This is a genomic window from Proteus mirabilis HI4320 (genome assembly GCF_000069965.1).
GTDB lineage: Bacteria > Pseudomonadota > Gammaproteobacteria > Enterobacterales > Enterobacteriaceae > Proteus > Proteus mirabilis.
Genome location: NC_010554.1, coordinates 3259501 through 3279502, shown reverse-complemented (window position 1 = coordinate 3279502; position 20002 = coordinate 3259501). Strand labels below are relative to the sequence as shown.

18 protein-coding genes are annotated in these 20002 nt (G+C 39.4%); 13 read left to right on the top strand and 5 right to left on the bottom strand.

Annotation, left to right across the window (positions count from 1 at the left end; translation table 11 throughout):
- Positions 1-54: 54 nt before the first annotated feature.
- Both PMI_RS14785 and tnpA read right to left on the bottom strand, forming a co-directional pair.
- Entirely contained in the window at positions 55-573 is a 519-nt protein-coding gene (locus PMI_RS14785; protein WP_004249011.1) for an Hcp family type VI secretion system effector, read from the bottom strand.
- 819 nt (positions 574-1392) lie between these two features.
- Complete coding sequence (gene tnpA / locus PMI_RS14780) at positions 1393-1809, bottom strand: IS200/IS605 family transposase (protein WP_012368578.1); 417 nt, start codon at positions 1807-1809, stop codon at positions 1393-1395.
- Positions 1810-1831: 22 nt separating this feature from the next.
- On the opposite strand from tnpA, the gene PMI_RS14775 reads away from it, so the two are divergent.
- Entirely contained in the window at positions 1832-3040 is a 1209-nt protein-coding gene (locus tag PMI_RS14775) for an RNA-guided endonuclease InsQ/TnpB family protein (protein WP_041707102.1), read from the top strand.
- Positions 3041-3107: 67 nt separating this feature from the next.
- Here PMI_RS14775 and yajD read toward each other — a convergent pair whose 3' ends face one another.
- Positions 3108-3455: an HNH nuclease YajD gene (gene yajD / locus PMI_RS14770; protein ID WP_004246674.1), complete on the bottom strand. Its 348-nt coding sequence runs from the start codon at positions 3453-3455 to the stop codon at positions 3108-3110.
- Between the two features lie 224 nt (positions 3456-3679).
- Between yajD and PMI_RS14765 the strand changes: the two genes are divergently transcribed.
- Positions 3680-4219: a DUF2058 domain-containing protein gene (locus PMI_RS14765; protein WP_017628616.1), complete on the top strand. Its 540-nt coding sequence runs from the start codon at positions 3680-3682 to the stop codon at positions 4217-4219.
- Between the two features lie 19 nt (positions 4220-4238).
- Here the strand turns inward: PMI_RS14765 and PMI_RS14760 are convergent, their stop codons facing one another.
- Positions 4239-4937 carry an RluA family pseudouridine synthase gene (locus tag PMI_RS14760; protein WP_012368575.1) on the bottom strand — a complete coding sequence of 233 codons (699 nt, stop codon included), beginning with the start codon at positions 4935-4937 and terminating at the stop codon, positions 4239-4241.
- 186 nt (positions 4938-5123) lie between these two features.
- Here PMI_RS14760 and PMI_RS14755 point away from each other — a divergent pair, with 186 nt between their 5' ends.
- The 4 genes from PMI_RS14755 to PMI_RS14740 all read left to right on the top strand — a co-directional run bounded on the left by PMI_RS14755 (position 5124) and on the right by PMI_RS14740 (position 9764).
- On the top strand, positions 5124-5600 hold the full coding sequence (locus PMI_RS14755; RefSeq protein WP_004249014.1) for a cold-shock protein: 477 nt from the start codon (positions 5124-5126) through the stop codon (positions 5598-5600).
- A gap of 131 nt (positions 5601-5731) precedes the next feature.
- Positions 5732-6472, top strand: a complete 741-nt coding sequence (locus tag PMI_RS14750; protein WP_004246678.1) for a MurR/RpiR family transcriptional regulator — start codon at positions 5732-5734, stop codon at positions 6470-6472.
- Between the two features lie 351 nt (positions 6473-6823).
- A complete protein-coding gene (locus PMI_RS14745) occupies positions 6824-8380 on the top strand; it encodes a PTS transporter subunit EIIC (protein ID WP_004246679.1) in 1557 nt (518 codons plus the stop codon).
- A gap of 13 nt (positions 8381-8393) precedes the next feature.
- On the top strand, positions 8394-9764 hold the full coding sequence (locus PMI_RS14740; protein ID WP_004246680.1) for a class-II fumarase/aspartase family protein: 1371 nt from the start codon (positions 8394-8396) through the stop codon (positions 9762-9764).
- 89 nt (positions 9765-9853) lie between these two features.
- On the opposite strand, the gene PMI_RS14735 is transcribed toward PMI_RS14740, so the two are convergent.
- Complete coding sequence (locus tag PMI_RS14735; protein ID WP_004246681.1) at positions 9854-11170, bottom strand: sodium-dependent transporter; 1317 nt, start codon at positions 11168-11170, stop codon at positions 9854-9856.
- Positions 11171-11730: 560 nt separating this feature from the next.
- Here PMI_RS14735 and fdhF point away from each other — a divergent pair.
- The 7 genes from fdhF (at position 11731) to PMI_RS14700 (ending at position 19843) form a co-directional block, all read left to right on the top strand.
- Positions 11731-13899: a formate dehydrogenase subunit alpha gene (fdhF, locus tag PMI_RS14730; protein WP_004249015.1), complete on the top strand. Its 2169-nt coding sequence runs from the start codon at positions 11731-11733 to the stop codon at positions 13897-13899.
- 205 nt (positions 13900-14104) lie between these two features.
- Positions 14105-14803 (top strand): N-acetylmannosamine-6-phosphate 2-epimerase, encoded by a 699-nt coding sequence (locus PMI_RS14725; protein WP_012368574.1) that lies wholly within the window; start codon positions 14105-14107, stop codon positions 14801-14803.
- Positions 14800-15669, top strand: coding sequence for an N-acetylmannosamine kinase (nanK, locus tag PMI_RS14720; protein ID WP_012368573.1), 870 nt, complete (start codon positions 14800-14802; stop codon positions 15667-15669). The genes PMI_RS14725 and nanK overlap by 4 nt, the downstream gene beginning before the upstream one ends.
- A 51-nt stretch (positions 15670-15720) precedes the next feature.
- Positions 15721-17211, top strand: a complete 1491-nt coding sequence (locus PMI_RS14715) for a sodium:solute symporter family protein (protein ID WP_004246686.1) — start codon at positions 15721-15723, stop codon at positions 17209-17211.
- Between the two features lie 13 nt (positions 17212-17224).
- A complete protein-coding gene (nanQ, locus tag PMI_RS14710) occupies positions 17225-17698 on the top strand; it encodes an N-acetylneuraminate anomerase (RefSeq protein ID WP_004246687.1) in 474 nt (157 codons plus the stop codon).
- A 190-nt stretch (positions 17699-17888) separates the two neighbouring features.
- Positions 17889-18776: a MurR/RpiR family transcriptional regulator gene (locus PMI_RS14705; protein ID WP_004246688.1), complete on the top strand. Its 888-nt coding sequence runs from the start codon at positions 17889-17891 to the stop codon at positions 18774-18776.
- Positions 18777-18949: 173 nt separating this feature from the next.
- Positions 18950-19843 carry a dihydrodipicolinate synthase family protein gene (locus tag PMI_RS14700; RefSeq protein ID WP_004250016.1) on the top strand — a complete coding sequence of 298 codons (894 nt, stop codon included), beginning with the start codon at positions 18950-18952 and terminating at the stop codon, positions 19841-19843.
- The last annotated feature ends 159 nt before the right edge of the window (positions 19844-20002 follow it).

The window sequence follows — 20002 nt, the reverse complement described above, 5'->3', positions numbered from 1 at the left end:
AAGTAGGAGACTAAAACGGTAAACGAGCCCCTAAGGACTCGTTTAACCCATGACTTATGCTTCGAGTGGTGCACGCCAGTCATCTGCACCTGAAGTCCCGGCAACAGTATGCTCCCAGTCAACTTTGCGGTAAGAGAGGGAGACTTCGATAAGTTGCGTGAAGTCGGCTTTAGCCGGATCTTGGCAATGAGGCATTTGGCAATCGATGTTCACGATAGTCGCGTCAGTCAGTGTGGTGGTAAAGAAGTGCTCTTGTTTACCTTCTACCGAGGTGCGATACCATTTTAGCTCAACTTTTGGCAACATTTCGCCGGAAGCCAATGCGTTATATAGCAGGGGAACCGCTTTATTTAATGCCACGGTAAAACGAAATGGTTTATGCGCACGTTGGCCGGAAGGTTGTCCTGATTGCGGATCGGTCGGTACTGTCACCACATGAGAAAATGCTTGCACCAACATTTGGTCTTCATGACCTTGTACATAAATGTTGCCGACAGAATCTGCAGTAAACGCGCCTGCAGTGATGTTGCCCTGAGTTTTTCCTTCAATGGAAATATAGCAAGGAGTTGGCATAATGAGATCCTTTTATTAAAAATGACAAATTAAATTAAATGATTGTCTTAAAAACAATCCGTTAGTTATGTCCGTCATCTTAGCCAGTGCGCACGGTAAGACTTGATTAAAGGATAATAAAAGCTTATCAATAGGCTGTAAACCGCCCCTTGCTGTTGTATCTCTCTAGGATAAGTCACTTAGCGTAAACTGGTTGAAATATCGCTATATCATGCTGAAAAAATAATCATAAAAAGTGTTTGTTAGCATAAAATATGATGAAGAAATAGACAAATTGCTCGCAGCCCAGTAAACACTATGTACATAAAAAATAAATTTTTTGCTAGTGCTTTTATAACGAATTAAAGTTTTGTAACTATTTGATATTTAATGGTATTAATTATATTTCTTATAAATATTTCACCATTTTTCTTTTTATTGTTATTATTTCTCTAGATTATTAATCTAAAATAATTGTCTTGTTTGAAATAATGTTTTTAATATTTCGTGTTTATAAGTGATATAACCAATTTAAAGTGTTTTTATAGTGAGAGAAATCCATTTAACTCCACATGGAAACAATAAAAACTATTGAAAAAATAATATTTTTTTTAATTGGCTATATTAAATTTAAACAATTTCAACATTTCTGATAGCGCGATAGTCAGTTATCGATAAGATAAAAATAATAGTTTTACTAATATATTGAGTGGCGGGGATATGAATTATTGGCAGTGTATTAACGTTCTATAATAGATTAACACACTGCACTATCTGATTTATCCAAAGCACCGTAAAACCCCGTCCTTCAGGTCGGGGATATAAGGCGCGGTTTTTTAACTAACTCGGTGTTTCCTGTTGCTCAATGTACTGGCGGATAATAGATATTGGTGCGCCACCACAACTCCCCGCGAAATAACTCGGCGACCAAAGAACCCCCTTGTAGTAATCACGTTGGGCAATATCAGGACGATCACGTCGAAGTAATCGACTCGATACCCCTTTAAGGCTGTTAACCAGATTAGATATCGCCAGTTTTGGCGGGTAATTAATCAGTAAATGAACGTGATCCCGTTCCCCATCCATTTCAACCAATTCAACATCAAAATCAGCACAAACACTGGCAAAGTAGCCTCGCAATTTTTCAATGGCATCCTGATCAAATATTTTTCGCCGGTATTTTGTGACAAAGACCAAATGGATGTGCATCAGGAACACACAATGTCTGCCACGGCGAATATTAGTTTCATTTTTCATAGACCAAAGTATAATAGATAATATGAAACGTCTACAAGCCTTTAAATTCCAGTTAAGACCCAATGGTCAGCAAGAGCGTGAGATGAGACGCTTTGCAGGGGCTTGTCGTTTTGTTTTCAATCGGGCATTAGCACGTCAGAATGAGAATTACGAAGCAGGGAATAAATACATTCCCTATACAAAAATGGCTTCATGGCTCATTGAGTGGAAATCTGACACAGAGACACAATGGTTGAAGGAAGCCCCATCACAACCGTTACAACAGTCACTTAAAGATTTGGAACGGGCTTACAAGAATTTTTTCCAGAAACGTACCGCTTTTCCTCGATTCAAGAAACGCGGTAAAAATGACGCTTTTCGCTACCCGCAGGGCGTGAAGCTCGATCAATCCAATAGTCGTATATCATTGCCAAAGTTGGGATGGATGCAGTACCGCAATAGTCGTGAAGTCGTCGGAGAAGTGAGAAACGTCACGGTCAGTCAGTCATGCGGTAAATGGTACGTCAGCATTCAGACTGAGTATGAAGCGACAGAACCACAACCTGAATCAACCTCAATAGTCGGGCTTGATGCAGGCGTTACAAAACTTGCCACGCTTTCAGACGGTACGGTATACCCGCCCGTCAGCAGTTTTAAAGTAAACCAGCGAAAGCTGGCAAGGCTTCAACGGAAATTAAGCCGTAAAATCAAATTCAGTGCCAACTGGCAAAAACAAAAGCGCAAAATTCAACGTCTGCATTCTCATATTGCCAATATAAGGAAAGACTACCTTCACAAAGTCACCAGCGAAATCAGCAAAAACCACGCAATGATTGTCATTGAGGACTTAAAGGTCAGTAACATGTCTAAATCGGCAAAAGGTACGACAGAACGGCCTGGACGGAACGTAAAAGCTAAATCTGGTTTAAACCGCTCAATACTGGAGCAGGGCTGGTATGAAATGCGCCGTCAGCTTGAGTACAAGCAGCTCTGGCGAGGAGGTCAGGTAGTGGCAATACCACCAGCCTACACCAGTCAGAAGTGCGCTTGCTGTGGTCATACAGCAAAGGAAAACCGCCAGTCACAAAGTCAATTCGAGTGCCTTGAATGTGGATATACAGCGAATGCTGATATCAACGGGGCACGTAACATTTTAGCGGCAGGACATGCCGTGCTTGCCTGTGGAGGGAGGGTGCAGTCAGACCGCCCGTCGAAGCAGGAACCCGCCGAGGTGATTCAGAGATCAGTCTGAACGCAGTAGGGATCCACGTCCTTTAGGGCGTGGAGGATGTCAATTCTCAGTCGTGATAACGATTAGATCACTTTTTCTTATTCAGCATCGCTTTTAAATCAGCAAAAGGGTTATAGGTTGCTTGCCCAACATCATCTTGGGCATCTTCCCCTGCTACAACGGTAGAGCCGTACTCTTCTGCTTCTGTGTATTTTGAGTGCTCATGATCATGACAATACAGACACAGTAACTCCCAGTTACTGCCATCTTCGGGATTATTGGTGTGGTCGTGATCAATATGATGAACGGTTAATTCACGCAGATTTGAATAGACAAATTCACGAGCACAACGTCCACAAACCCAAGGGTAGAGTTTTAGCGCCTTTTCGCGGTAACCGCTTTCTAGTTTTGCATAGTTTTTGGGGATCACAGCCATGGTTTATTTTGCCTGTTATAAATGATAGAGAAAGTTTTTTGGTTACTTCTCAATATACCCTAATGCATTAAGGGAGCCAATGTGATTAACACAACGCTTACTCAGCAAATAACATCGATATGGTTATGAGTGTTATTATGATAATTTGCGTTGTTGTAACGAGATGCAGTCTTAAAAATTACAGGTATAATTTCGGGCATTATTGAGCAAAATTAGGCATAAAAATGGCAAAACTTACCTTACAAGAGCAGATGCTAAAAGCGGGATTAGTGACAAATAAGAAAATGGCTAAAGTACAAAGAACGGCGAAAAAATCGCGGGTTCAGGCCAGAGAAGCGAAAGAGGCTGTAGAAGAAAAGAAACGTTTACAGCTTGAGCGTGATAAACAACTCAGTGAACAGCAAAAACAAGCAACCTTATTAAAAGAGTATAAAGCGCAAGTTAAACAACTTATTGAGATGAATAGAATTACCCCTGCTAAGGGCGATATTGATTTTAAATTTACCGATAATAATGTGATTAAAACGCTTGAGGTGGATAAAGTAACACAATCTCAATTAATTAATGGTCGTTTAGCTATTGCACGTTTAGTGATTGATAGCGCCGGAAACAATGAATATGCCATTATTCCTGCGAGTGTGGCAGATAAAATCATGCAAAGAGATGCAGATTGTATCTTATTAAACAACACATTAAGCCAAGCAGAACAAGACGAAGATGATCCTTATGCTGATTTTAAAGTGCCAGACGATTTAATGTGGTGATTTTAAGGGTGGCTTGATATTAAAACGGCGAAGGTAGATAAATATCCATCGGTTGCTCACTAACAGGGTGAATAAAATGTAACTCACAGGCATGCAACATTAGCCGTGGGGTATGCTCTGTTCCTGATAATAATAGGCCACCATACAAATCACACCCTAAAATAGGGTGCCCTATATATTGGCAATGGATACGCAATTGATGTGTTCTGCCTGTTTCCGGCGTGAGTCGTACGCGCGTTAAAGGTAAGCGAGTGCCATCAGCAAGAGTCTGATAAAACCGTTCGATAACTTGATAGTAAGAGCGCGCAGCTTTGCCTTGTGTGGTGCTAATCGACATACGTGGAAAGTGTTGTGGATCTTTCGCGATAGGCGCTTCTATAACACCACTATCATTTTGCAAATGGCCACATAATAGGGCGTCATAAGCTTTAGTGACGGTTCGCTGGCTAAATTGTTGACAAAGTGCACGGTTAATCGCTTTATTCAGGGCAATAACCATCACCCCCGATGTGCCAAAGTCTAAACGATGAACTAATGTGCACTCGGGAAACAATGGTACTAAGCGATAATGAACAGAATCGATATTTTGCGGGTTTTTACCTGAAAGGCTTAGTAAACCTGAAGGTTTGTTTATTACCAGTAGATGTTCATCTTGATAAAGATACTCAATCTTGTCATGGCAAGTGGGGGCAATAAAGGTATCAATAATCGTCGACATCAAATTATCCTGATCACAAAAGTGCACTGATCATAGCTAAATTTCAGCCGATTGGCGACTCAAACCATAATATGCTTATTTACTCAATTTAAAGACTAATAGGCAAAGGCATAGTCTGAATGCAGATTGTGCTTTATACTGCATAGAGAAAATTGAGTAATAATGATCATGTAGGCGGTAATGGCAATGAATGGAACAATCACAAAATGGTTTGAAGATAAAGGTTTTGGATTTATCAAAGATGAAAATGGGGATAATCGCTATTTTCATGTGATTAAGGTTGCCAACCCTGATCTTATTAAAAAAGATGCAATAGTCACGTTTGAACCCACGACCAATATGAAGGGGTTATCAGCCTATGCAGTAAAAGTGATCCCAGACAGTAAATATATCTTTATTGCCGGAGAGCGCGTTAAGTTAACGTCAATTAAGTCTTATCGTGTTTATAGCGAACAAGTACCCGTTAAAACGCATATTGATAAAGAAAATACAATATTATCGGTTGGTATGCTAATGAACAGTATTAAGCCTAAATCTGAGTCGGCAGCAGATCAAACGCGTACTTTGAAAAAAATTGATATCATTACTTATCACGGCAAAGTATTAACCTTTACTGATGATGAAGTCGATATTGATGCAACAGTCAAAGTGATTAAGGCTTAATTGAGATAATGCGCATCTGTTTTTAACTCAATAGTGCAATGGATCACCTTTGTGATTAAGCATATTATGCAGTAGAGTGTAATATGCTTAACTGATTGTTTTATCATGATTATTAATTGATTAGGTGAGATATGCTGGATTTTTTAAAAAATTATGACAATTTAACCGTCAGTGAAAAGAAAGTATTAAAGTATCTTACCGATAATATCGCCGATATCCCCTATTTAAATATTAATGATTTAGTCGCTAAAACCTTTGTATCAAAAACGGTAATTATTAATTTATCGCAGAAGTTAGGTTTTAGTGGCTTTAAAGAGCTAAAGTTTCAAATTAATAATTATATTCTTTCGCGTAATAAAATAGAAAAGAGTGATCACTCATCTTATAAAAAACAACTAGAGAAGAATATTAATAAAAGCTTTACCCTCATCAATGAAGAGCAAATTAAAGAGTGTGCTAAAACACTGCGCCATTCTCGTAATATTTTTATTGTGGCAAGGGGAACAAGTAAAGCAGTCGGTTATTATCTTGAACACTTATTGTTTGCACTGGGCCTGCATTGCTTTTTTATTAATGATTATAACTTATCAGATTCATTTACACGTTTAGTGAATGAAGATGACACGGTTATTTTTATCTCTCTTTCAGGGGGAACTAAAAAGATCATTGAAACGGCAAAAATTGTGCAGTTAAAAGAGGCAAACATTATCAGTATGACAGCCTTTAATACCAATGAGTTAACCAGTTATGCGACGCATACGCTATTTTGTTTCGCGGATAATCATGATACGAAAAAAGATGATACCAAGTCACGAATTGGTTTTTTTATTTTGGTTGATTTGTTAATAAATGAAATAGAAAATCTACTTTAAACATTATTTTTTAGTCTCAGAATGATCTCTTCAAGATTAACTTTTTCACGGCCTTATTCTTTACTATATTAATAAATTTAATGTGTTTTAAGCTAAAATAACAATTTATTTTAAAAACACCTTTATTTTCAATTTGTTCAATATCTCTTTAATGGGCTATTTATTAATAATAGAACTTTCTATCTTCAAAAATTTATTATTTATTAAATTATTTTTTAATTTAAAAGACCTAGGTCATAATAAATGACCTAAGATAATATTTAAAACTAGCCCGCCATTCATTTTATAGATAACTCAATGCTAGAGTACTTTTGTCATTTTTCTATATTCGAGAAGTCATAAGGAAAAAATATGGCCAAGAAAAAATTCAGCGAATCCATACAGCGCTTTGGTAGGACCCTACTCCTGCCAATCGGTGTTTTAGCGCCTATCGGTATGATACTGGGTATCAGTGGCGCTTTAGTTCAGTCTTATATGATTGCACGCTTTCCTTTCCTGGGGAATGAAACAGTCAATGCATTATTAGTGAGCATCCGCTCTATTGCAGGGGTCGTGTTTGATAATATCCCACTGCTATTTGCTATGGGGGTGGCTTATGGTATGAGCCATAAAGACAAGGGGATCGCCGTGTTTGCCTCCGTTGTCGGCTATTTAACCTTGATTAGCACCATTAATATTTGGCTCGTTTTGACGGGGAAACTCGCTGATCCTGCCGTAATGACTCAAGTGGGGCAGATCAAGGTGTTAGGTATTCAAACCATGAATATCAGTGCCGCAGGGGGGATTATCACCGGATTAATTGCCGCTTGGGCGACAGATAAATTCTATAACCTTGAACTTCCTACCGCTTTTGCCTTCTTCTCCGGTAAAAAATCCGTTGCCATTATTATGGTGGGATTAATGATTGGCGTAGGGGCATTACTACCCTTTATCTGGGAAGTCTTGGTGATGGGATTAACAAAACTTTCCGCGGTCTTCCTGAGTCCTGTCGGACCATTCTTTACAGCAGGGGGAGAGCGACTGTTTATTCCATTTGGTTTACACCATGTATGGAACGTGTTGTTTAGATTTACCGAAGCAGGTGGCTCTTACGTTATTGATGGACAAACCTATGTGGGTGTTGTTCCTGCCATGACAGAAGTGTTGTTTAACCAAGGGCCAAGTAGTGAATATTGGTCAATGATGCCAAGCTTAACGCGTTTTATGGCACAACAACAAATGCTGGTCACTCTGTTCTTATTCCCAGCAATTGCCTTAGCAATTTATAGAACGTCGAAAAAAGAGAATCGCGCAGAAGTTAAATCTATGTTGGTGACCATGGTATTAACCGCCATGTTAGGTAACGTCACTGAGCCACTCGAATTTACCTTTGTGTTTATTGCGCCACTTTTATATCTGATTTACGCCATTATTGTTGGTATTGGTGCGGTTTTACTCTCTTTTGCTGGCGTGGCTATTGGCTATATCCGAGGTACGGTATTTGACTTCACCATCTTTGGCCTGCTCTATGAACATACCAACTGGATCTACTTAGTGATTATTGGTTTAGGTCTGGCGGTTGTCACTTACTTCATTTTCTACTGGGCCATTATTAAGTTTGATATCAAAACACCGGGTCGTGAAGAATCAAGCAATATGAAAAATACGCTTATTAAAGAGAAGCGTTATGGCGAAATTGCGGAGATCTTAATTCGCGCTTTAGGCGGAAAACAAAATATTCGTAACGTTGATAACTGTATTACTAGACTCCGTGTCGATATCGGTGAAGTAAATCAAATTGATAAAGAGTTAATGTTGGAATCAGGTTGTACAGCATTCTTTATTCCTGCAGCGAACCATGTCCATATTGTTTATGGGCCAAAAGTTGAGTTTGTTCGCAATGCTGTTGATGAAGCAATGAAGAAATAACAAAGGATACAAAATGAGAGCGTTATACGATTCTAAAAGTAAAACAATCGATGATCGCGGTATTAAAGCGCTGTTATCCAATGAAGCTAAATATTCAACTTGGTTGATGTTTGAGGCGATGCTCGCTCAAGCTCAAGCTGAACACGGTTTTATTCCACAGTCAGCGGCTGATGAAATTAAAGAAAAAGCGGTTATTGAGAATATCGATTTTGAAGAAATGAACCGCATTTACCAAAAAATCGGTCATGGTTTCGTGCCCTTTTTAAAAGTGTTAGTTAAGGCATGTTCCCAAGAGAGTGGTAAATATGTGCACTACGGCATTACCACGCAGAATATTCAGCAAAGTTCACAGCTTTATATGATGAAGACAGTGCACCATAAATTTATGTTGCTACTTGGGGAGATCATCGAAAATTTAGCTAACTTGGCAGAAAAAACCAAACATATGGTTATGCCCGGTAGAACACATGGCCGCCATGCTATTCCTATTACTTACGGCTATAAAGTATCGGTCTGGATCAGTGATTTTATCGACTGTTATCAGCGCATGAGAGAGTGTGAAAAACGCGTCTTTACTATCATGATGGGCGGTGCTGTGGGTGCATTTAACTCAATGCCAGAAGTGGGTATGAAGGTACAAAAACGTGTGGCTGAATTAGTTGGCATGGAAGCGATGGAGGTGCCTTCTCGTAACCTTAGTACACATAAATTAGAGTATATGGCTAATTTGGCATTGATGGCTAATATCTGCCATAAAATTGGTGAAGAAGTTTATAGTACGACACTTGAGGAAATTGCGGAAGTTTCGGAAGGGTTTACCAAAGGTACTGTTGGCAGTAGCACTATGCCGCATAAAATTAATCCTAAACTGGCTAAAGGGATCATCGCTAACTCACAAAAACTGTATTCTTTACCCAGTGTGGGTATGTATTCTGCGGTAAGACCTTATGAAGGGGATAGTAGCTCCTATATGTTATTTGATGGGTTACTGGAAGAGGCATTAGAGCTGACAACAGAAATTCTATTAAGAACAGAAGAGCTTTCCAGAACAATAGTACCGCATGAAGAGAGAATGCTACATAACGTCATGAGAAATAAAGGATTAGATAATACAGAGTACGTTATGATGAAAATGGCAGAAAAACTAGGCAAAGATAAAGCACACTCTTTATTGTATGAAGAGGCGATCAAAACAGCAGCAGATGGCGAAGATTTCTATACTAACTTGATAAAAAATCCCGTTATCTCTGCGGCATTTAGCCCAGAAGAAATTAAAGCAATGCTTGATCCAAGAGCCTATATCGGTTTATCGGTGGAAATTGCGGAGAAAGAAGCTAAACGCGGGCATGTGGCTAGCCAAGAAATTAAACAAAACTATCAATAAGTCTATTAATAAATAAAGTTATCAAGTATCCAAACATCGGGGATAATTAGTCAGAGAGCTTCTTAAATAAGAAGCTCTCTTTTTGTTTTTTAACCAATCAAACCATGTACCAATATTATACCGATACAGATAGGGCCGATATAACGCCAAACTAATAATAAGCATTGGCGTTTTGCTCCAGTAATATTATCTGGAATAACCGCATTGGCTCTACGTGACCAGCCAAAAATTAAACACATCGCAATACCAAACAGTGGCATTAAGATATTGGAGGTTAAGTAATCCAATAAATCAAAGAGTGTTTTGCCCCCTAAAGTTACATCACTCATAGGACCAAATGATAATGAAACTGGGATACCCATTAACATAATAGAGGCTGTGACCACTAAGCCAGCTCTACGGCGAGTCCACTGAAAACGCATTTGTACATAAGCGACGATATGTTCGAGTAATGAAATTGCAGAGGTTAATGCTGCCATTAATAATAAAACAAAGAAAGTGACCGCCAAGATATTGCCACCAGGCAAGTTAGCAAAATAGACTGGCATGGTCATAAAGGTTAAGCCTGGGCCAGCATTTGGCTCTAATCCAGCAGCAGTTAACGCAGGGAAAATCATTAAGCCTGCTAAAACACACACTAAACAAGAGAGGATCACAACCCACATACTAGAGTTAGCAATAGTCTTATTATCCGCTAAATAGGCGCTATAGGTAATATGAATACCCAAACCGATAGACAGCGAGAAGAAGGCTAATCCCAACGCATCTAACACTCCTTGTGGGGTTAATTTACTAAAATCAGGATATAAGAATAATTTTAAACCTTCTGAAGAGCCGGGTAAGCTAATACCGACAATAATCAAAATAATCATGATAATAAACAGCAATGGCATCATGATCTTGACGGCTTTTTCTAATCCGCGTTGAACACCCGCTAATACGACAAAACATGTTAATCCGGCAAACACCAAGTGAGCAAGAATAGGCCATAAAGGGTCACTGATAAAACGGGTGAAGATCCCCGTTAATTCACTACTATCAGTAATATTTAATTCACCAGTAGCTGCCATAATGGTGTAACCAATGGTCCACCCCCCGACAACACTATAAAAGCTATAGATACACCATGAACTAAATACACCAATGACACCGATAATTACCCAATTACGTCCCATCATCTTTTTGAAGGCATTAACGGCTTCGGCATGGGTGCTACTACCTAAAATATTTTCAGCTAATAAAACAGCTAATCCGATAATAAAGCTAAATAACAGAAAGACGACGAGGAATGCACCACCCCCATTATTGGCGGCGACATAAGAGAACTTCCAAATTGCACCAATACCAATGGCAGAGCCAGCGGCTGCTAAAATATGGCCTACACGAGATGTCCATTGTTGGCTCATTTTGCCTCCGATTTCATTATGTTAATGATAGAAACGGTTGCCGAACAATAGTGTATTGCAAAGGTGTGATAACCCTTAATCCTTGTAGTGGAACGAGACATCATAAAAACTCCCCTAAAAACAGTTCCACCAGCAGGGTTATAAAAAAACCACCTTACTGGTGGCTTTAGCAAAAAATGAACGAGCTTGGCCACCCTAATAAAGTAGGAGTAGATATAGGCCTAGAAGTCGATTGTTAGTGTTAATGTTCATGTTTTTGCTCTTTATTGAAATGAATTTGGTTTGTTGCACTGATTTATTGAATGCCACTGCTAACAAATAACTATTTTGTTATATCATAAAAACAAATTAATGAAAGCCCTTTTTTTAAAAAACTTGATAACGTTTTGATAACTTTTGCTCAGAAAATCTTGTCGACAAAAATGTCGATATAACCTTGGTAGCCAGTGACAGAAATACTATCTACTTATTTTTACATGGTTTTTTACTTGGCATAAATCGTGCTTAGTTGGATGTTCTTTATGACTCTTTTACTCCCTAGTTAGGGGAAAGGATATCAAATGAACAAAATCAACTCCGTCTGTCCTTATTGTGGCGCTGGCTGCAAAATCAATCTCTGTGTCGAAAATGGTCGAATAATCAAAGCTGAAGGTGCCAATGGTGTCACTAATCAAGGCGAGCTTTGTTTAAAAGGTCTCTATGGATGGGATTTTTTAAATGACAATAAATTACTGACAGCCAGAATTCATCAACCGATGATCCGCCGACAAAAAGGGGCTGATTTTGAAATTGTCAGTTGGGATGAAGCGATTGAGTTTACGGCTAAAAAGTTACTCGCAATTAAAGAGAAATACGGTGCTAAATCTATTATGTGCACCGGCTCCTCTCGGGGTACAGGTAACGAAACCAATTTTGTGATGCAAAAATTTGCTCGTGCTGTACTGGGTAATAATAATGTTGATTGCTGTGCCCGTGTTTGTCATGGCCCTTCTGTTGCTGGTTTACAAGAAACACTAGGCAATGGGGCAATGAGTAATTCCATTGCTGATATTGAAGATTCAGATTGTTTGTTGGTGTTTGGTTATAACTGTGCCGACTCTCACCCTATTGTGGCGCGTCGTGTGGTGAAAGCGAAACAAAAAGGGGCCAAAATTATTGTTTGTGATCCTCGTAAAATAGAAACAGCGAAGATTGCTAATCAATATCTTCCCTTAAAGAATGGCACCAATATGGCGTTAGTTAATGCATTTGCCTATACGCTGATTGATGAAGATCTTTATGACAAAGAATATGTGAGTCGTTACACCGAAGGTTTTGAAGAATATAAAAAACAGCTGGTGGATTATAGCCCTGAAGCAGTAGAACGTATTGTTGGGGTTTCTGCAAGCGAGATCCGCCAAGCTATGCGCACTTATGCAGCCGCAAAAACAGCCACCATTATGTGGGGAATGGGGGTAACACAATTTGGTCAAGCGGTAGATGTTGTGAAAGGGCTAGCGAGTTTAGCGTTATTGACGGGTAATTTAGGCAAACCACATGCAGGGGTTGCTCCTGTTCGCGGGCAAAATAATGTACAAGGTGCTTGTGATATGGGGGTTTTACCCAATATGTTCCCCGGCTATCAAAGTGTGACAGATGAAGGTATTCGTCAAAAATTTGCTCAAGCTTGGCATATTCCGGTTGAAAAACTCGATCCGCAAGTGGGTTATCGCATTACTGAAGTCCCTCATTTAGCCATTGAAGGTAAAGTGAAAGCTTATTACATCATGGGAGAAGATCCACTTCAAACTGAGGCAGATTTAGGTCTGGTTAGAAAAGGTTTTCAAGCGCTCGATTTTATTGTGGTTCAAGATATCTTTATGACGAAAACGGCAGAGCAAGCAGATGTTATTTTACCTTCTACCAGTTGGGGTGAGCACGGTGGTATTTTTACTTGTGCTGATAGAGGTTTTCAACGTTTTGAACAGGCAGTACAAGCACGTGGTAACGTTAAACGTGATTGGGAAATCATTAGTTTATTAGCCACGGCTATGGGCTATCCAATGTCTTATACAGATAATGAAGAAATTTGGCATGAGGTAAGAGCATTATGTCCGCTATTTTTCGGTGCGACCTATGAAAAATTAGCGGGATTAGCCCATATACAATGGCCTTGTCCTGAGCTCGATCATCCGGGAACACCCTATTTATATTCAGATAATCGATTCACAACGCCATCAGGTAAAGGGCAGCTTTTTGCTACCGCATGGCGCGCTCCTGCAGAATTGCCTGATGAAGAGTATCCAATGATTTTATCAACGGTACGTGAGGTAGGGCACTACTCTTGTCGCTCAATGACGGGTAACTGTAAAGCATTAGCATCATTAGCAGATGAACCGGGGTATGTGCAAATTCACCCTGATATTGCTAAAGCGGCAGGTATTGCTGATCAAGAAATTGTTTGGGTTGCATCTCGTCGAGGTAAGGTGTTGTCACGGTGTAATCTAAACGAAACCGTTAATAAACAAGCTATTTATATGACTTATCAATGGTGGATTGGTGCATGTAACGAACTGACACAAGATAATCTCGATCCTGTTTCAAAAACCCCAGAAACTAAATATTGTGCTGCACGAGTGGTGAAGATTGACGATCAAAAATGGGCAGAAAGCCAAGTCGCTCAAGATAATCACGCTATGAGAAGTCGTTTAATTAATTTAGTCGAGCAAGCAAAAACAGCGACACACTAAATTAATCACTCAAGAGAAATATAACAAAATCAATGGAGGCTATTTGGCCTCCATTTTTATTCTGTTTATTTATCATCATGTTATATCAATTTGGTCATTGTTTGATCTTCTTCACAGATCGTAGTTTTTCTGATTGAGAAATAAAACTCCGTAAAATAATATAATTCGGAGTTACATTTCAAAAAAAGAGAGCAGTGAGTTCAACATGGCACTAATTGAAAAGATGACTAAAGATATTCAACAAAAAGGTGGGTTAATTGTTTCTTGCCAACCTGTTGATAATAGTCCAATGGATAAACCTGACATTGTAGCCGCAATGGCTCAAGCAGCAGTAAATGCAGGTGCCGTCGCAGTACGTATTGAAGGAATTGATAATTTAAAAGCAACACGTCCTCTTATTGATGTGCCAATTATTGGAATTGTAAAACGTGATTTGCCTGATAGCCCTGTCAGGATCACGCCTTGGTTAAATGATATTGAAGCATTGGCTGCAGCTGGTGCAGATATTATCGCTTTTGATGGTACTGATCGCCTACGCCCAGTTCCCGTGAAAGCATTGCTAGAGCATGTTCATCGTTTAGGAAAACTAGCGATGGCAGATTGTGCCACTTTTAATGAAGGGATGTATTGTCATCAACTCGGTACCGAATTTATTGGCTCAACGATGTCAGGTTATACCGGTGGGGAAATACCAAAATTACCCGATCTTCAACTGGTGACCGCATTAGCAGAGCAAGGATGTCGAGTGATTGCGGAAGGGCGTTATAACACACCAATGATGGCGGCAAGGGGTATGCAAGCGGGAGCTTGGGCTGTCACCGTTGGCTCTGCATTAACTCGTCTTGAACATGTCTGTGAGTGGTTTACTCAGGCATTAAAGTGGCAGCAGGAGTTAGATAAATGAATACATTAGCGATTGATATTGGAGGAACCAAAATCTCGGCAGCATTAATTAGCCGAAATAACCAATTGACACAACATCGACAAATAGCAACACCAGCAAGTCCATCTCCAACACAACTTTATGAAGCATTAGTTAGCATTATTACACCATTAAAAAACCATGCCGATAGTGTTGCCGTTGCATCAACAGGGATCATTTGTAATGGCATTTTAACCGCATTAAACCCCGATAATTTAGGTGGATTAAACGATTTTCCTTTAATGGAAACACTATCAACCCTTACCGGATCACCTTGTTGGTTACTTAATGATGCCCAAGCTGCCACATGGGCTGAGTATTATCATCGTCGTGACACTATATCTGATATGGTGTTTATTACGGTCTCAACCGGCGTTGGCGGAGGCATTGTTCAGCAAGGGCAGCTACTAATAGGAAAACGTGGTCTTGCAGGCCATTTAGGTCATACCTTAGCTGATCCTCGAGGCCCTCGTTGTGGATGTGGCCGCTATGGTTGTGTTGAAGCCATCGCATCGGGGCGTGCGATTGCCTCACAGGCCGAAGGGGAACTTGCTGGTAAAGATGCTAAGGCAATTTTCAGCGCTTTTCATCAGGGAAACTTACAGGCTACCACCATTATTAAACGCTCTGCCAACACCATAGCTAATTTGATCACAAATATTAAAGCTACAACAGATGCTGATTGTGTTGTGCTTGGTGGCAGTGTGGGGCTTGCTAACGGCTATCTCGAATTGGTTCAAGTTGCTATGGCACAACAACCATTAGCATTACAAGTGCCGATTGTATCAGCTCACTATCATCATGATGCTGGATTATGGGGCGCAGCCCTATGGTCTAGAGAGCAATAAAAAAACTGTCGTAAAACTTACCTTTTACCCTACATATGGCAGGACTAAAAAATGCAATTACATGATTTTGGTTTTATTAACTATGCAGTGCTGTTTGGCTATTTGGCAGCTATGTTACTCGTGGGTGTTTATTTTTCTAAACGTCAAAAAACTGCGGATGACTATTTCCGTGGTGGAGGGCGAGTTCCTGGGTGGGCCGCTGGTGTGTCTGTATTTGCGACCACATTAAGCTCGATTACATTTATGTCCATTCCTGCTAAAGCTTATACTTCTGATTGGACCTTTATTATTGGACAGTATTTAGCTATTGCAATTTTACCTTTAGTTTTTTATTTCTATATTCCTTTTTTTAGAAAATTAAAAATCACCTCCGCTTATGAATATCTAGAAGCTCGTTTTGATGTTCGTAGTCGTTTATTTGCTAGCCTTTCATTTATGTTATTCCATATTGGGCGTGTTGCTATTATTACTTATTTAACCGTACTAGCTTTACGTCCTTTTATGGGGATTGATCCGGTCGTGTTAATCGTATTAATAAGCTTATTATGCATTATTTATACTTGGATGGGGGGCATTGAAGGCGTTATTTGGACGGATGTTATTCAAGGTTTATTACTTTCTGGTGGTGCTGTACTGATCTTTATTATGATCTGTTTTAAAGTTGATGGTGGTATTAGCGAAATTTTTACTACTACAGCACAAGCAGATAAATTCTTTCCTACCACACAATGGCGCTGGAGTTGGACAGATAGCACTATTCCTGTATTAATGATTGGGTTTTTATTTGCCAATATTCAGCAATTTACTGCTAGTCAGGATGTTGTGCAGCGCTATATCGTTACCGATTCTATTAAAGAAACTAAACGTACATTGATAACTAACGCTAAATTAGTGGCTATTATTCCTATTTTCTTTTTTGCCATCGGCTCTGCATTGTTTGTTTACTACCAACAAAACCCAAGTTTATTACCCGCAGGATTTAATACGGGGGGAATTTTACCACTATTTATCGTGACGGAAATGCCTATCGGTATTGCAGGGTTAATTATTGCAGCTATTTTTGCTGCTGCACAATCAAGTATTTCTAGTAGTTTAAATAGTATTTCAAGTTGCTTTAATTCTGATATTTATACTCGTCTTAGTAAATCATCCCCTAGTCCTGAACAAAAAATGAAAGTCGCAAAGTTAGTTATTATTGTGGCAGGGATATTCAGTAGTTTAGCGGCAATTTGGTTAGTTTTATCCGATGAAGCTGAAATTTGGGATGCATTTAATAGCCTTATAGGTCTTATGGGCGGACCAATGACAGGCCTATTTATGCTGGGAATTTTTGTAAAACGTGCTAATGCCGGTAGCGCCGTTGTTGGGATCATCGTGAGTATTATTGCAGTATTGGCTGCACGTTATGGCAGTGATCTTAACTTCTTCTTCTATGGAGTCATTGGTTCAATGTCAGTGGTGATTGCAGGAACCATTACGGCACCACTTTTCGCACCAGCAAAACAGCTTTCCTTAGATGACAGTGAAACATCAGAGAACTAAGAAGGAATAATCTATGTTATTTGGACATTTATCTGATTTGGCGACTATGCCAGAAATGAATCCAGCGTTACGTCATGCAATGGAAAAAGCATTAGCACTTGATCCCGCGTCACTTGCACCGGGCAGCTATAAAATTGATGGTGAGACGTTGTTTATGAATGTTATGACTTTTGAAACCGTGCCTCGTGAGCAAAAACAAGCCGAATTGCATCAGCGTTATATCGATATTCAGATCTTACTATCCGGTGAAGAGACAATTGATTTTGGAATACAAGGTTCGGCACAAGATGTGACACCTTATAATGAAACGGATGATTATCAGTTGACTGATAACATCATACATCGTCAAACATTATCCCTTACACCAAATATGTTCGCCATTTTTATGCCTTATGAGCCACATAAGCCAGGTATTGCGCAGAAAAATGAGGCCAGTACATTAAAGAAAGTGGTTATTAAACTAGATGTTGCCGCGTTAACTCACTAATCATTATTATTTAATAAAACGCTTTATTTCTCATGTATCAGTTAGTTGGAGTTATAGTGATACTGAGAATAAGGCGTTTTGTTATTATCACATTATTGTCTTAACAAGGCTTTTTTTAACCTGTTGGAATTGGTACTCTTGTGGGCAAAATTCTATTCTCGTGTATTTGCTGCAAGCAAGGATAATGTCCATGACAGAACAGGCAACAACTCGATTAAAGCCGGGTAAAATACTTGATACGCTAGGCGCTATGAAAAATAGCTTAACTCGCGTATCGCAACGTATTGCAGACTATATCCTGTTCCATCCTACGGAAGTGACTCAGTTGTCTATTGCCCAACTCTCTCAAGCAACCAAAGCAGGTGAAGCGACGGTTGTCCGCTTTTGTCGGACATTGGGTTATAAAGGTTTTCAAGACTTTAAAATGGATTTGGCGATTGAAATGGCAACATCAGATAATGATGAATCGCCAATCCTTGATGCAGAAGTCAGTCACCAAGATGATATCCATACTATTGGCCTAAAATTGCAAGCAACAATAAATAATGTGTTATCAGAAACATTAAATTTACTCGATATGCAGCAAGTGCAAGGGGCGGTCAATGCACTATTATCAGCAAACTATGTTTTTATCTGCGGCGTTGGCTCTTCGGGGATCACTGCGGAAGATCTGAAAAATAAACTTATGCGTATTGGTTATCGTGTTGATGCCGTAACTAATAACCACTTTATGTATATGCAAGCCTCATTATTAAAATCTGGTGATGTTGCTATCGGTATTAGTCACTCGGGTAATTCATTAGAAACGGTTCATGCATTGAAATTGGCTAAAGAAGCGGGCGCAAGCACGATTGCATTGACGCATAATTTAGGCTCACAAATTATGGAATATGCAGATCATCATTTAATTAATGGTAATCGACAAGGGAAATTACAAGGCGATTCTATTGGCACAAAAACAGCACAACTTTTTGTTTTAGATTTGCTTTATACCTTGTTAGTTCAGGCTAAGCCTGAAACAGTAAAAGAGCAGAAATTACGTACTCTCAATGCGTTAAAACAGACGCATTCAGCATAAGTTTATTGCTATTTTAAAGTATCTTGAGCAGAAAGTAGCTAAAGATCACAATTTCACCTTTCTCTTTCCTTCAGAGCTATTTTCGTTATTGCGTTATGACTAGTCGCTCTCTAATATAGAGTTAAACTCCATAAGTTAATTAATAAAGAAATTAATCTCCATAGGAAGTGATCATGAACAAACTCTCTGGACTGATTGCCGCGCCTCATACTCCTTTTGCTGCGGACGGTAGTGTTAATTACCCTGTTATTGATGATATTGCTAAGCACCTAATTACGACAGGGGTAACAGGAGCTTATGTCTTAGGTACTACTGGTGAAGGTATACATTGCTCGGTTGAAGAGCGTAAAAAAGTTGCTGAACGTTGGGTTACAGCGAGTCAGGGACAACTTGATCTTATTATTCATACTGGTGCATTAAGTATTGCTGATACGTTAGAACTTGCTCGTCATGCTGAAACATTAGATATTAAAGCCACATCAGTGATTGGCCCTTGCTTCTTTAAACCTAGTCATGTTGATGATTTAGTGGAATATTGTCGTTTAGCAGCGGCAAGTGCACCCTCAAAAGGTTTCTACTATTATCATTCCACCATGTCAGGATTAAGCATTGATATGGAAAAGTTTTTACAAGCAGCTGGTAAAGTGATCCCCAATTTATCTGGCATGAAATTTAACTCCCCTGATATGTATGAATTTCAGCGTTGCTTACGGGTAGAGGGAGGTAAATATGATATTCCATTTGGCGTTGATGAATTTATTCCGGCAGGATTAGCTTGCGGTGCATTAAGCGCTGTAGGTAGCACCTATAACTACGCTGCACCGTTATATCTTGAGTTAATTGAGAAATTTAATCAGGGTGATCACCAAGGTGTGGCAGATTGCATGGATAAAGTTATCGCTATTATTCGAGTTTTAGTCGAATACGGTGGCGTTGCTGCAGGCAAAGTAGCAATGCAATTGCATGGTATTGATGTTGGCGCTCCTCGTCGTCCTTTACGCCCACTGACTGCTGAACAAAAAGCAGATGCACTGGCGAAATTTAAGGCGGCAAATTTCTTATCATAAATTGCGTTTTGCTTAGAGCATAACATTGTAGATAAACCTATCCTTTAACATCTCCCCCATTGGATGTGACAGTGGCTTTCGCTTGAGAGCCACTTTTTTATTATCTACTTTATGACTTGATTTTAAGTACCATTCAATTCAATGTATTAATAACAATCT

Excerpts from the sequence above, each read along its gene's own strand:
- PMI_RS14735 (WP_004246681.1), bottom strand. The coding sequence starts at position 11,170 with ATGAGCCAACAATGGACATCTCGTGTAGGCCATATTTTAGCAGCCGCT.
- PMI_RS14715 (WP_004246686.1), top strand. The coding sequence starts at position 15,721 with ATGCAATTACATGATTTTGGTTTTATTAACTATGCAGTGCTGTTTGGC.
- PMI_RS14705 (WP_004246688.1), top strand. The coding sequence starts at position 17,889 with ATGACAGAACAGGCAACAACTCGATTAAAGCCGGGTAAAATACTTGAT.
- PMI_RS14725 (WP_012368574.1), top strand. The coding sequence starts at position 14,105 with ATGGCACTAATTGAAAAGATGACTAAAGATATTCAACAAAAAGGTGGG.
- fdhF (WP_004249015.1), top strand. The coding sequence starts at position 11,731 with ATGAACAAAATCAACTCCGTCTGTCCTTATTGTGGCGCTGGCTGCAAA.
- PMI_RS14785 (WP_004249011.1), bottom strand. The coding sequence starts at position 573 with ATGCCAACTCCTTGCTATATTTCCATTGAAGGAAAAACTCAGGGCAAC.
- PMI_RS14750 (WP_004246678.1), top strand. The coding sequence starts at position 5,732 with ATGCTGGATTTTTTAAAAAATTATGACAATTTAACCGTCAGTGAAAAG.
- yajD (WP_004246674.1), bottom strand. The coding sequence starts at position 3,455 with ATGGCTGTGATCCCCAAAAACTATGCAAAACTAGAAAGCGGTTACCGC.
- tnpA (WP_012368578.1), bottom strand. The coding sequence starts at position 1,809 with ATGAAAAATGAAACTAATATTCGCCGTGGCAGACATTGTGTGTTCCTG.
- PMI_RS14760 (WP_012368575.1), bottom strand. The coding sequence starts at position 4,937 with ATGTCGACGATTATTGATACCTTTATTGCCCCCACTTGCCATGACAAG.
- PMI_RS14740 (WP_004246680.1), top strand. The coding sequence starts at position 8,394 with ATGAGAGCGTTATACGATTCTAAAAGTAAAACAATCGATGATCGCGGT.
- nanQ (WP_004246687.1), top strand. The coding sequence starts at position 17,225 with ATGTTATTTGGACATTTATCTGATTTGGCGACTATGCCAGAAATGAAT.
- nanK (WP_012368573.1), top strand. The coding sequence starts at position 14,800 with ATGAATACATTAGCGATTGATATTGGAGGAACCAAAATCTCGGCAGCA.
- PMI_RS14700 (WP_004250016.1), top strand. The coding sequence starts at position 18,950 with ATGAACAAACTCTCTGGACTGATTGCCGCGCCTCATACTCCTTTTGCT.
- PMI_RS14745 (WP_004246679.1), top strand. The coding sequence starts at position 6,824 with ATGGCCAAGAAAAAATTCAGCGAATCCATACAGCGCTTTGGTAGGACC.
- PMI_RS14775 (WP_041707102.1), top strand. The coding sequence starts at position 1,832 with ATGAAACGTCTACAAGCCTTTAAATTCCAGTTAAGACCCAATGGTCAG.
- PMI_RS14765 (WP_017628616.1), top strand. The coding sequence starts at position 3,680 with ATGGCAAAACTTACCTTACAAGAGCAGATGCTAAAAGCGGGATTAGTG.
- PMI_RS14755 (WP_004249014.1), top strand. The coding sequence starts at position 5,124 with ATGAATGGAACAATCACAAAATGGTTTGAAGATAAAGGTTTTGGATTT.